A 12,121-nucleotide genomic window follows, 5' to 3' on the forward strand; every position below is an offset into this window, starting at 1 on the left:
GAGGGTTTGAGCGTGCCGGATAGGGAAGCATCACAGGAGCCGGGCGCTGGCGCTTATGCCGCCGACTACCCGGTACGGGAATATGTGGCGGCGATGGCTGTAGAACTGGCGAGCATGGCCCGCTGGGACGGCGATGAGACGCTGGCGTCTGCGCTGGAAGTCGCGGCTGACATGGCCCGCAAGGAAACCTCTGCGTCCTCGACCTAGGACGAGGCCAGGCCGCCGGGCAGGAGGGTCGCACGGTTTGACAGGCTGAGCTCCAGCAGAGCCGCCGCAACGACGCCGATGGGCAGGTGCAGGGCCCTGGCCAGTTCGTCGCGCGGGGTCGGGACGGGCGACAACAGGGCGGCGACCTGTTCGATCAAGGCCTCGTCCAGATCATCGGGCGCGCCGTCAAAGGGCGAATCGCCGGGCGGCTCGCGCAGGGTTCGCAGGGTGGTGAAGGCGCGCTCGACGTCCTCCAGCCCCTCACACAGAATGGCGCCCTGACGCAGCAGTTCATTGGGGCCCTTGGAGCGGGGGTCCAGCGGCGAACCCGGCACGGCGAAGACGTCGCGGCCCTGTTCATTGGCCAGGCGGGCGGTGATCAGGGAGCCGGAGCGGATTTCAGCCTCGACCACGATCACCCCGCGCGACAGGCCCGAGATAATGCGATTGCGGCGCGGGAAGTCGCGGGCCTGTGCGCGGGCGCCGACGGGGCTTTCCGAGACGATGCAGCCCTGGTCGACGATCTGGCGATAGAGGTCGGCGTTCTCGGACGGATAGATGTCGTCCACGCCGCCGCCGAGAACCGCGACCGTGCCAGTCGGCAGGGCGCCCAGGTGCGCCGCCGCGTCGATGCCGCGCGCCAGACCGGAGACCACGACACGGCCGGCTTCGCCCAGTTGCTGCGACAGGCCGCGCGCGATGCGCTGGCCGCCCGCCGAGGCGATGCGGGCGCCGACCACGCCGATGCAGGGACGGGACAGCAGGGCGATGTCGCCGCGCGCCCACAGCAGGGGCGGAGGCGGATCGACCGCCGCCAGCAGGTCGGGATAGTCGGCGTCGCCCAGCAGGATCAGCCGCGCGCCGACGCGCTCGCCCGCCGCCAGCTCGGCCTCGACGCGCTCGACAGCGGGCAGGGCGTAGCCGTCGCGACCGCTGCGGCGGACCAGATCAGGCAGGGCGTCGACCGCACGGACGGCAGAGCCAAACCGCTGCAACAGTTGGGAAAAGGCCACGGGACCGACGCGGTCGGTGCGGGCCAGCCGAAGCCGGGCGAAGCGCTCGGCGTCGGACAGCGGGGTCAAGCCTTCTTGGCCCCGATCTTGGGCTCGGCGCCTTTCAGCAGCCGGGCGATGTTCTCATGGTGGCGGATATAGATCAGGACGGCGGTGAAGACGGCCAGGATCAGGATGGGCGCAGGGGCGGGCAGACCCAACATGGCCAGGGGCAGAAGCGCATAGAAGGGCGTCGCCGCCGCCGCTACCAGGGCCGCCAGCGAGGAATAGCGCAGGGCGAAGGCTGTGATCAGCCAGGTCGCCGCCGCCATCAGGCCCAGGGGCCAGCAGGCGGCCAGGATCAGGCCGAAGAAGGTCGCGACCCCCTTTCCGCCCTTGAAGCCCAGCCAGACGGGGAAGAGGTGGCCCATGAAGGCGGCTCCGCCGGCGATGGCGCCCGCGACTTCTCCAAACAGATAGCGGGCGATCAGCAGGGCGACCGCGCCCTTGCCCGCGTCGAGGATCAGGGTGGCGATGGCAAGGTCCTTGCGGCCCGTGCGCAGGACATTGGTCGCGCCGATATTGCCGGAGCCGATGTTGCGCACGTCCCCGGCGCCCGCAGCGCGGGTCAGGATGACCCCGAACGGGATTGAACCGAGCAGGTATCCGCCAATCGCGACAAGCCCGAGCGTGAGAAGCGCCGGTGCGGTCAGATCCTGCAAGTGATTCGCTCCCGTTTAGCGTGCGTCGTGGACGATGCGTCCACCAACGACCGTGAGCAAGACCTTCCCTTGCAGACGGCGGCCATCGAAGGGAGAATTCTTCGATTTGGAACGCAGTGTGGCCGCATCGACCACAACCGGAGCGCCCGCGTCGAACAGGACCAGGTCCGCCGGCGCGCCAGCCGACAGAACGCCGGCGTCCAGACCCAGCAGACCGGCGGGGCCATGGGTCAGCGGGCGCAGCACGTCCAGCAGGTCCAGCCCGTGTTCGTGGTGCAGCATCAGGGCGGCGGGGAGCAGGGTTTCCAGACCCACGGCGCCGGGCGCGGCCTCGGCGAAGGGGCGGCGCTTGTTCTCGGCGGGCTCGGGCGCATGGGCCGAGGTGATGGCGTCGATCAGGCCGTCACGGACGGCCTCGACCAGGGCCTGACGGTCGCTCTCGGGGCGCAGCGGCGGGTCCAGCCGGTAGAAGGTCCGGTAGTCGCCGATGTCGATCTCGTTGAAGCAGAGGTGGTTGATCGAGACCGAGGCCGAGACTTCCAGGCCGCGAGCGCGGGCGCGGGCCAGGGTTTCCAGCGCGCCTTCGGTCGAGATCTGATCGACCAGGAAGCGGGCGCCGGTTTGTTCGACCAGGGCCAGGTCGCGTTCCAGCTGAATACGCTCAGCGATGGCGGGTGCGCCGGACAGGCCCAGACGCGTGGCCAGTTCGCCCGAGGTGGCGACGGCGCCTTCCGACAGCCAGGGCTCGGCCGGGCGGCAGGCGATCAGGGCGTTGAAGGCGGCGGCGTAGCTCATCACCCTTTGCAGGGTGCGGGTGTTGACGATGACCCGGTCGCCGTCGGTGAAATAGAGGGCGCCGGCTTCGTGCATCAGGCCGATCTCGGCCATGCGCTGGCCGTCGCGCCCTTGCGTGGCCGCGCCCGCTGCGCGGACGTTGACCAGGTCGAGGGCCGCGCCGCGTCGCTGGATGTGGTCGATCAGGGCGGGGTCGTCGATAGCCGGGTCGGTGTCGGGCTGGACCACGATGGTGGTGACGCCGCCCGCCGCCGCCGACAGGCTGGCCGACTTCAGGGTTTCCTTGGGCTCATTGCCCGGCTCGCCGGTCTTGACCCGGATGTCGATCAGGCCGGGGGCCAGGCAGCGGCCCTGGGCGTCGATGACGGTGACGCCGTCAGGGCGCTGGGTCGCCTGGCCGTGGACGACCTCGACGATGCGACCGTTCTGGATCAGGACCGCGCCAGGACCGTCATAGTCGCTGGCGGGATCGAGCAGACGGGCGTTGATGATGGCCAGCGTATTGGAAGCGGCGGTCATGCGGCGGCTCCCGCGCGGCGGTGGGCGAGGGCGGCCAGGACGGCCATGCGGGCGGCGACGCCCATCTCAACCTGATCCTGGATCAGGGAGACGGTCAGGTCGTCGGCTACGTCGGAATCGATCTCGACGCCCCGGTTCATCGGGCCGGGGTGCATGACCCTGGCGCCCGGCGCGGCCCAGGCCAGTTTCTCGCGGTCCAGACCCCAGAAGCGGAAATACTCGCGCGTCGAAGGGATCAGGGCGCCGGTCATGCGTTCCAGTTGCAGGCGCAGCATCATGACGACGTCGCAGCCGGCCAGGCCTTCCTTCATGTCGTGGAAGACCTCGCAGCCCCAGCGGTCGGCGTCGCCGGGGACCAGGGTCGGCGGGCCGATCAGGCGCACCCGCGCCCCCATCATCGACAGCAGGGCGACGTTGGAACGGGCCACGCGGCTGTGCGCGATGTCGCCGCAGATGGCGACCGTCAGTCCGCCGACGTCGCCAAAGGCGCGGCGCAAGGACAGCAGGTCGAGCAGGGCTTGCGTCGGGTGTTCGTGACGACCGTCGCCGGCGTTGACGACCGCGCAGCCGACCTTCTGAGACAGCAGGTCCACGGCGCCCGAGGACGCATGACGAACCACCAGAATCTCGGGCTTCATCGCGTTCAGCGTCACCGCCGTGTCGATCAGGGTCTCGCCCTTGGCGACCGAGGAGGCCGAGACCGGCATGGTCACCACATCGGCGCCCAGCCGCTTGGCGGCGATCTCGAACGAGGAACTGGTGCGGGTCGAGTTCTCGAAGAAGAGGTTCACGACCGTCTGGCCGCGCATCAGGTCGATGCCCTTGGCCGACTGTCGGTTGAAATCGACGAAGGCGTCGGCGAGATCCAGCAGCGCCAGGGCGGCGGGCGGGTTCAAATCGCCGGCGGCGAGGAAGTGATCGCGGGGGAACGGCGTCAGTCGCTCCTCGATGGTTTCGGTGACGGAAGCGGCATGGGTCATCGAGACGCCGCTATAGAGCCGACTCTGCCTGAGGGGAAGATCAGGTAGGGAAGATCAGGCGGGGATCAGAGACGCAGGCGATCCAGCGCGCCCTGCAAAATCCAGGCGGCGGCGGTGCGGTCCACGACATTGGCGCGGCGCTTGCGGTTCAGGTCCAGCTCTTCGATCAGGAAGCGTTCGACGGCGCTGGTGGACAGGCGCTCGTCCTGGAAGGCCACGTTGACGGGACGCAGGCGTTCCAGATTGCGGGCGAAGGCGCGGCAGGACTGGGCGCGCGGGCCTTCGGAGCCGTCCATGTTCAGCGGCAGGCCGATGACCAGGGCCGAGACGTTGCGGCCGTTCATCAGCTTGATCAGCTGCTCGGCGTCCTGACTGAATTTCACCTTGCGGATCAGCTGCAGCGGGCTGGCGATCATGCGGCTGGTGTCGGACACGGCCACGCCAATGGTGTTCTCGCCCAGATCGAGCCCCATCCAGGGGGTGTCGGGCGGGCAGGCGGCGGGCAGGTCTGTCAGGTCGAATACGGGCACGGCCTCCCCATATTGCAATGCGGAACGCTTGTCGAAGCCGCATCGGGCGGTTAACCCACGACAGGAGTCAGTCCGGGCGACTCCCGCGCGCCCCGGCTGGATGAATTTCGGAGATTTCCATGGCTATCGACGCCGCGACGGTGCGCAAGGTCGCCCACCTCGCCCGCATCAAGACCCCCGAGGACCGCCTGGAGCCGCTGGCCCAGGAGCTGAACGGCATCCTGAACTGGATCGAGCAGCTAAACGAGGTCGACGTGCAGGGTGTCGAGCCGATGACCTCCAACGTCGCCCAGCCCCTGCGTCTGCGTGAAGACGTCGTCACCGACGGCGCCAAGGTGGATGCGGTCCTGTCGAACGCCCCGAAGTCGGCGGACGGCTTCTTCGTCGTGCCCAAGGTCGTGGATTAAGTCATGAGCGATCTGACCAAGCTTACCCTCAAGGACGCCGTCGACGGTCTGAAGGCCAAGACCTTCTCGTCGGAAGAGCTGACCCGCGCCTTCCTGACCAATATCGAAGCCTCGAACCCGGCGCTGAACGCCTATGTCGAGGTGACGGCGGACAAGGCGCTGGAAAAGGCGCGCGCCTCCGACGCCAAGCTGGCCAAGGGCGAGGGCGGCGACCTGGAAGGCGCGCCGCTGGGCATCAAGGACCTGTTCTGCACCGAGGGCGTGCAGACGACCGCCGGCTCCAACATGCTGCGCGGCTTCGTGCCGCCCTATGAATCCACCGTCACCGCCAATCTGTGGCGCGAAGGCGCGGTCATGCTGGGCAAGCTCAACATGGACGAGTTCGCCATGGGCTCGGCCAACGAGACCTCGGCATTCGGTCCGGTGAAGAACCCGTGGAAGGCCAAGGGTTCGGACGCCGAGCTGACGCCGGGCGGATCGTCGGGCGGTTCGGCTTCGGCTGTGGCCTCTGATCTGTGCCTGGCCGCGACGGCCTCGGACACCGGCGGCTCGATCCGCCAGCCCGCCGCCTTCACCGGCACGGTCGGCATCAAGCCCACCTATGGCCGCGCCAGCCGCTTCGGCATGGTGGCCTTCGCCAGCTCGCTGGACCAGGCCGGCCCGATCACCAAGACGGTGACGGACGCCGCCATCCTGCTGAAGTCCATGTGCTCGTTCGACGCCAAGGACTCGACCAGCCTCGACATCCCGACGCCTGACTGGGCCCAGTCGGTCGGCCAGTCGGTCAAGGGCCGGCGCATCGGCGTCCCGGCGGAATACCTGATCGACGGCATGTCCGAAGAGATCAAGGCGCTGTGGCAACAGGGCGTTGCGTGGCTGAAGGCCGCGGGCTGCGAGATCGTCGAGATCAGCCTGCCGCACACCCAATACGCCCTGCCGGCCTATTACATCGTGGCCCCGGCGGAGGCCTCGTCGAACCTGGCCCGCTATGACGGGATGCGCTTCGGCCACCGCGCCGAGGAGTTCTCGTCGCTGGACGACCTCTACGCCGCCTCGCGCGCCGAGGGCTTCGGCAAGGAGGTTCAGCGCCGCCTGACCATCGGCACCTATGTCCTGTCGGCGGGCTTCTATGACGCCTACTACGTCAAGGCGCTGAAGGTGCGTCGCCGCATCGCGGAGGACTTCGACAATGTCTGGGGCAAGGTGGACGCCATCCTGACCCCGTCGACCCCGACGGCGGCGTTCAAGCTGGGCGACAAGCAGATCGACCCGCTGACCATGTACCTGAACGACGTCTTCACGGTGACGACCAACCTGGCCGGTCTGCCGGGCATCTCGGTGCCTGCGGGTCTGAGCAGCGATGGTCTGCCGCTGGGCCTTCAGGTCATCGGCAAGGCCCTTGATGAGGCGACCGTCTTCCAGGTCGCGGCCGCACTGGAAGACTCCGCCGGTTTCGTCGCCAAACCGGCCAAGTGGTGGTGAGCATGTCTGACAACAAAACACTGATTAAAGGTCGCACCGGCGACTGGGAAATCGTCATGGGGCTGGAAATCCACGCCCAGGTGGCGTCGAAGGCCAAGCTGTTCTCGGGCGCCGCTGTCGGTTTTGGCGCGGGTCCGAACGAGCAGGTGTCGCTGGTCGACGCTGGCTTCCCCGGCATGCTGCCGACCCTGAACAAGCACTGCGTCGAGCAGGCGGTGAAGTCGGGTCTGGGCCTGAAGGCGCAGATCAATCTGAAGAGCCAGTTCGACCGCAAGAACTACTTCTATCCCGATCTGCCGACCGGCTATCAGATCAGCCAGCTGTATCACCCCATCGTGGGCGAGGGCGTGGTCGAGGTGGAGGCTGAGGACGGTTCGTTCTTCAACGTCGGCATCGAGCGCCTGCACCTGGAGCAGGACGCGGGCAAGCTGATCCACGACCTGTCGCCGACCGAAAGCTACGTCGATCTGAACCGGGCGGGCACGGCGCTGATGGAGATCGTCTCGCGTCCCGACATCCGCACGCCGGAAGAGGCGGTCGCCTACGTCAAGAAGATCCGCACCATCCTGATCTATCTCGGCACTTGCGACGGCGACATGGACAAGGGCAACCTGCGCGCCGACGTCAACGTCTCGGTCTGCCGCGTCGGCAACTACGCCAAGTTCAAGGAAACCGGCGACTTCGGCTTCCTGGGCACGCGCTGCGAGATCAAGAACGTCAACAGCTTCCGCTTCATTTCTCAGGCGATCAATTACGAGGCGCGTCGCCAGATCGAGATCCTCGAGGACGGCGGCTCGATCATTCAGGAAACCCGTCTGTATGATCCGACGGCGGGCGAAACGCGCTCGATGCGGTCCAAGGAAGAGGCGATGGACTATCGCTACTTCCCCGACCCCGACCTGCTGCCGCTGGAGCTGGAACAGGCCTGGATCGACGAGATCAAGGCCAACCTGCCCGAGCTGCCGGACGAGAAGCGCCGTCGTCTGATGGCCGATTACGGCCTGTCGCAATACGACGCCGTGGTGCTGATCTCGGAGCAGGCCAAGGCCGATTACTTCGAGGCCGCCGCCAAGGGCCGCGACGCCAAGCTGGTCTCCAACTGGGTGACGAACGAGGTCTCCGCGCGTCTGGCCGCCGACGGCAAGGACTTCAGCGAGAACCCGCTGCCGGCGGCGCATGTCGCCCAGCTGGTCGAACTGATCGAGACCAATGTCATCTCGTCCAAGATCGCCAAGGAAGTGTTCGACTACGTCTGGAACGGCGAAGGCTCGCCCGCCGAGGTTGTCGAGAAGCACGGCCTGAAGCAGGTGACGGACACCGGCACCATCGAGAAGGCCGTGGACGACATCATCGCCGCCAACCCGGACAAGGCTGCCGCCGTGGCCGAGAAGCCGCAGGCGCTGGGCTGGTTCGTCGGTCAGGTGATGAAGGCGACGGGCGGCAAGGCCAACCCGGCGGCGGTCAACGACATCCTTAAATCAAAGCTCGGGCTTTGATTTAAGAGCCTTACCTGGGGGCTTTGGCCCCCAGACCCCCGTTGGTCGCTAACGCTCGCGACGCGGTCGCTCGCTGCTTGAGCGATATGGGTGACGGATATGGAAAAGGCCCCGAGGTGCGATCCTCGGGGCCTTTCTGTTTACCCGGCTACCAGTTCCAGGCGTCGCGGACGACTTCGATGATGTAGCCGTCGCGGTCGTCGATCAGGTAGATGGTGTTGTCGACATAGACCCAGCGCGTCCCCGGCGGCGGGTAGCCCAGGCCATAGGTCCGCCAGTCGTTGACCTGATAGCGCCAGAAGACCTCGGGCAGATACTGGCCGACATGGTACTGCCGGTTCCAGTAGGTCCGCGGCACGCTGTAGTAGCCGTAACCCGGCGCGAAATAGAAGCCGAGCCGCACGCCGTTCCAGCCCCGGAAGCGGCTGTCATTGCGCCACCAGTCGCTGCGGTGGCGACGATCCCAGTCCCGCCGCCACTGGTCACGGTTCCAGCGATTGTGGAAGTCGCGATAGTCGCGGTCATGGTTCCAGTTCGGACGATCCGGACGATCCGGGCGGTTGGGCCGGTCGGGACGGTTCGGTTGGTTGGGTCGATCCGGTCGGTTCAAATCCGGGCGATCAGGCCTGTTGGGACGATTGGGCTGATGGTTGCCGGGGCGGTCGGGACGATTCCAGTCAGGCCTGTCCGGCCTGTCCGGCCGGTTCGGTCGATCGGGGCGATTGGGCCGGTCGGGCCGGTCGCCATCCGGGCGGTTCGGACGACCAGGCTGCTGCGAACCGGGACGGTCTGGCCGCACATCGGGCCGATCCGGACGATCAGGCCGCTCTGGACGGCTGGGGCGGTGCGGCTGATCGGGACGGGGCGTCTGGGGGCGGCCCTGATCCGTGGGGCGCGTCGGCCGGTCGGGACGTTCGCCATCCGGGCGGGCAGGGCGCGACGGACGCGGCCTGTCAGGGCGCTCAGGACGCGCCTCCGGGCGAGGACTGTCACGCCTCTGTTGAGGCGAGGCGGACGGCTCGCTGCGTTCTGCGCGATGTTGAGGGCGCTGGCGCGGTCTGTCGTCGGACTGAACCTCGCGCGACTGCGCCAGGGTCGCCACCGGCGCGAGCGCTGGTAGGACAAAGCTGGCGATGGCCGTGAACACCATCAGGGAACGTTTCATGGTCTTGTTCCTCGCACGCCGAGACTGGCGACTTGAGCATCAATCTGACGCGATCGCCATGAACCACGGCTGAACGCCGGTCGATGGAAGCAGGAAAATTCCAAGAAGAAGCCCCGCAAAGCCAAGCTCTGCGGGGCTGATTGAAAGTCTTGCGCGAGGCCTAGTAGACGTCGTGCAGAACGCTGGCGATCAGGCCGGTGGCGACCGCGATCAACAGAATGTCGTTGTTGGCGTGGACATAGCGATAGCCGCGCGGCGCCGGGCGCAGGTTGTAATAATAGGGGTCGCTCACGTAGTAGCCGCGATAGGCCGAGGGCAGATAGGCGCCCTGACGCCAGCGATAGCTCTGATAGCGCGGATCGACGCGGTAGTAGCCGCGACCCGGCGCGTACCAGTAGCCGTTGCGGGCGCCGCGATAGTCGCGGAACTCGGGCCGGCCACGCCACCAGTCGCGGTTGTTGCGGTCCCAGCGGTCGGCGCGACGTTGATCCTGGCGATAGTCGCGACGGTCATCGCGGCGGTCCTGGCGCCATTCACGACGATCATCGCGTCGATCCTGACGCCACTCACGGCGATCGTGGCGATCATCGCGTCGGTCCTCGCGGCGCTCCTGGCGATACTCGCGGTGATCGCGGTTCTGGGCCTGGGCCGCCAGCGGCGCGGCCGTGGTGGCCAGCGCCAGGGCGACGACGGCGGCCTTGGTCAGGCGGTTCATCCTTACGTCTCCATGGTCTGGGCGCCGGAGGGAAGCTTCGGACGGCCCGTTGAACAGGAGCCCAGGGTCGGTCCTGGCGCATGAACTCCTCCTGAATGACGATGTCAGCTTTCAGCCTTGTCTGTTCCCGGCCCACGCGCCATCTCTGAGGCCCCGACACGAGCAAAGGCGACAGCGATGACCCAGCCCATCGAGCTCTGGTACTGGCCCACGCCGAACGGCTGGAAGATTTCCATCGCGCTGGAGGAGATGGGGCTGCCCTATGTGGTCAAGCCCGTGAACATCGGGGCTGGAGAACAGTTCGAATCCGCCTTTCAGGCCATCAGCCCGAACGGCCGGATGCCCGCCATCGTCGATCCGGAAGGCCCGGACGGCCGACCGCTGTCGATCTTCGAATCCGGCGCCATCCTGCAATATCTGGGCGCCAAGTCGGGGCGCTTCTATCCCTCCGACGTGCGCGCCAAGGCCGAGGTCGATCAGTGGCTGTTCTGGCAGGTCGGCGGCCTGGGGCCGATGGCGGGCCAGACGCACCATTTCCGCCAGTACGCCCCGGCCATGATCAAGGATCAGCGCCAGATCGCCTATGGCGTCCAGCGCTACACCAACGAAACGCATCGGCTGTATGGCGTGTTGAACCGGCGTCTGGCGGACCGGGACTATGTCGCGGGCGACTATTCCATCGCCGACATGGCGATCTGGCCGTGGGTCCTGCCGAAGCATCAGGGGCAGGACCTGGCCGAGTTTCCGCATCTGGCCGCCTGGATGGAGCGGGTCGGGGCGCGACCGGCGGTTCAGGCGGGTAGGGCGGTGGGCGAGGAACAGCGCGCCAATCTGGCCGCATCGGGCCAGGCGGCGGAGGCGGCCCGCGCTGTTCTGTTCGGTCAGCGCGGGCGTTAACTCTAATTTCAAACCGGCGGTATTTGAATAGGGTTCGAAAGGCAGGGTCAGAATGACCGACGCCCGGAGGACTGGCTATGACCGCGCACGAAACCGCGCCTGAGGCTATTGAGACTGCGGCCCTGCCGCTGCCGACCGTCGACATGGACGGGGACGCCCTGTTCCGACTGGGGCTGGCTTATTCGGCCGGTCTGGACGGCTGTCCCATCGACCGGGTCTCGGCTCACATGATCTTCAATCTGGCGGCCATGAAGGGCTCGATCGAGGCGCGGGAATATCGCCGCGACCTGAGCCAGGAGATGGAGCACGACGAGATCGCCGAGGCGCAGCGCGCCGCGCGTCGCTGGATCGACGCCGGTTCGACCACGCTCGCCGCCTGAAGTCGCGGCGGACGGCTGGACCGGGCGGCGAGGTCGGGTTATGGACCCGGCCAAGACACGTCGCCGAAGGATTACGCCCATGCTCGCTCGCATCTATCGCCCGGCCAAGACCGCGATGCAGTCGGGCAAGGCCAAGACCCACGACTGGCGTCTGGAGTTCGAACCGGCCTCGGCGCGGACCCAGGACCCGCTGACGGGCTGGACCAGCACCACCGACATGAACGGTCAGGTGCGGCTGAGCTTTGAGACCAAGGAAGAGGCGGTCGAATACGCCGAACGCCACGGCATCGCCTTCCGCCTGCACGAGCCGCAAGACGCGCCGCTGATCCTCAAGGCCTACGCCGACAACTTCGCCACCAACCGCAAGCAATCCTGGACCCACTAAGGGTTCTCAGCCGTCGGCTTGGACAAAAGCGCCGCCCGGAGCGATCCGGGCGGCTTTTTCGTGGCTCGGCTCGGAGCCGAATCCTGCCGCACGACCGCCGCGTGGCGATGAACGCTGAGAGGAAGGGGGCGCTGAAAGCGCCGTGTGCACCGTGGCCGAAGGGACGGTCTGACGCGAACCTGATCTTGGGCATTGGTTCTCTTGCCCGGCGCCGCGAAACCCCTTACTGAGCAACGCTTTCCGGCTCAATGCGCCCTTAGCTCAACCGGATAGAGCACCCGCCTTCTAAGCGGGATGTTGCAGGTTCGAGTCCTGCAGGGCGCGCCAGGGCTTATCCCGACATTGTCCAGCCAAGGCGCACGAGCGCCGGCCTTCGCCGCCTATTTCTTGCGGAATTGGTCCAGGGAGACGACCTTGGGGCCGTCGTCGTCGCCTGTGGGGGGCGGGGC

14 protein-coding genes and 1 tRNA gene are annotated in these 12,121 nt (G+C 67.2%); 8 read left to right on the top strand and 7 right to left on the bottom strand.

Annotated features, from left to right (window positions below; genetic code table 11):
* Positions 1-12 precede the first annotated feature (12 nt).
* Entirely contained in the window at positions 13-207 is a 195-nt protein-coding gene (locus HX774_RS00180; RefSeq protein WP_178823179.1) for a hypothetical protein, read from the top strand.
* Here the strand turns inward: HX774_RS00180 and dprA are convergent.
* The 5 genes from dprA to ruvX form a co-directional block, all read right to left on the bottom strand.
* Positions 204-1,289, bottom strand: a complete 1,086-nt coding sequence (gene dprA, locus HX774_RS00185; RefSeq protein ID WP_178823181.1) for a DNA-processing protein DprA — start codon at positions 1,287-1,289, stop codon at positions 204-206. The two genes, HX774_RS00180 and dprA, sit on opposite strands and share 4 nt — an antisense overlap.
* Positions 1,286-1,921 (bottom strand): glycerol-3-phosphate 1-O-acyltransferase PlsY, encoded by a 636-nt coding sequence (plsY, locus tag HX774_RS00190; protein ID WP_178823183.1) that lies wholly within the window; start codon positions 1,919-1,921, stop codon positions 1,286-1,288. The genes dprA and plsY overlap by 4 nt, the downstream gene beginning before the upstream one ends.
* A 15-nt stretch (positions 1,922-1,936) precedes the next feature.
* Positions 1,937-3,235 (bottom strand): dihydroorotase, encoded by a 1,299-nt coding sequence (gene pyrC, locus HX774_RS00195; protein WP_178823185.1) that lies wholly within the window; start codon positions 3,233-3,235, stop codon positions 1,937-1,939.
* Entirely contained in the window at positions 3,232-4,215 is a 984-nt protein-coding gene (locus HX774_RS00200) for an aspartate carbamoyltransferase catalytic subunit (RefSeq protein WP_178823187.1), read from the bottom strand. Before HX774_RS00200 ends, pyrC begins: the two co-directional genes overlap by 4 nt.
* Positions 4,216-4,280: 65 nt before the next feature.
* The gene (gene ruvX, locus HX774_RS00205) at positions 4,281-4,745 is read right to left on the bottom strand and encodes a Holliday junction resolvase RuvX (RefSeq protein WP_178823189.1); all 465 of its coding nucleotides are present in this window, start codon (positions 4,743-4,745) and stop codon (positions 4,281-4,283) included.
* A 119-nt stretch (positions 4,746-4,864) separates the two neighbouring features.
* Here ruvX and gatC point away from each other — a divergent pair, with 119 nt between their 5' ends.
* From gatC to gatB, 3 genes are read left to right on the top strand one after another with little or no spacing between them, the layout of a single operon-like run.
* Positions 4,865-5,152 carry an Asp-tRNA(Asn)/Glu-tRNA(Gln) amidotransferase subunit GatC gene (gene gatC / locus HX774_RS00210; RefSeq protein ID WP_105563565.1) on the top strand — a complete coding sequence of 96 codons (288 nt, stop codon included), beginning with the start codon at positions 4,865-4,867 and terminating at the stop codon, positions 5,150-5,152.
* A gap of 3 nt (positions 5,153-5,155) precedes the next feature.
* Entirely contained in the window at positions 5,156-6,634 is a 1,479-nt protein-coding gene (gene gatA, locus HX774_RS00215) for an Asp-tRNA(Asn)/Glu-tRNA(Gln) amidotransferase subunit GatA (RefSeq protein WP_178823191.1), read from the top strand.
* A 2-nt stretch (positions 6,635-6,636) separates the two neighbouring features.
* On the top strand, positions 6,637-8,130 hold the full coding sequence (gatB, locus tag HX774_RS00220; RefSeq protein WP_178823193.1) for an Asp-tRNA(Asn)/Glu-tRNA(Gln) amidotransferase subunit GatB: 1,494 nt from the start codon (positions 6,637-6,639) through the stop codon (positions 8,128-8,130).
* Between the two features lie 148 nt (positions 8,131-8,278).
* Here gatB and HX774_RS19890 read toward each other — a convergent pair whose 3' ends face one another.
* On the bottom strand, positions 8,279-9,295 hold the full coding sequence (locus HX774_RS19890) for an RcnB family protein (protein ID WP_255499793.1): 1,017 nt from the start codon (positions 9,293-9,295) through the stop codon (positions 8,279-8,281).
* Between the two features lie 160 nt (positions 9,296-9,455).
* The gene (locus tag HX774_RS00230) at positions 9,456-10,010 is read right to left on the bottom strand and encodes an RcnB family protein (protein WP_178823195.1); all 555 of its coding nucleotides are present in this window, start codon (positions 10,008-10,010) and stop codon (positions 9,456-9,458) included.
* A gap of 177 nt (positions 10,011-10,187) precedes the next feature.
* Between HX774_RS00230 and HX774_RS00235 the strand changes: the two genes are divergently transcribed.
* The 4 genes from HX774_RS00235 to HX774_RS00250 all read left to right on the top strand — a co-directional run bounded on the left by HX774_RS00235 (position 10,188) and on the right by HX774_RS00250 (position 11,999).
* Positions 10,188-10,907: a glutathione S-transferase family protein gene (locus tag HX774_RS00235; protein ID WP_178823197.1), complete on the top strand. Its 720-nt coding sequence runs from the start codon at positions 10,188-10,190 to the stop codon at positions 10,905-10,907.
* Between the two features lie 77 nt (positions 10,908-10,984).
* The gene (locus HX774_RS00240; RefSeq protein WP_114816983.1) at positions 10,985-11,287 is read left to right on the top strand and encodes a sel1 repeat family protein; all 303 of its coding nucleotides are present in this window, start codon (positions 10,985-10,987) and stop codon (positions 11,285-11,287) included.
* A gap of 79 nt (positions 11,288-11,366) precedes the next feature.
* Positions 11,367-11,672 (top strand): ETC complex I subunit, encoded by a 306-nt coding sequence (locus tag HX774_RS00245; RefSeq protein WP_105563558.1) that lies wholly within the window; start codon positions 11,367-11,369, stop codon positions 11,670-11,672.
* Positions 11,673-11,922: 250 nt separating this feature from the next.
* A tRNA-Arg gene (locus tag HX774_RS00250) sits at positions 11,923-11,999 on the top strand.
* Positions 12,000-12,121: the final 122 nt, after the last annotated feature.

Origin of the sequence: Brevundimonas sp. P7753 (assembly GCF_013386595.1) — a bacterium.
GTDB lineage: Bacteria > Pseudomonadota > Alphaproteobacteria > Caulobacterales > Caulobacteraceae > Brevundimonas > Brevundimonas bullata.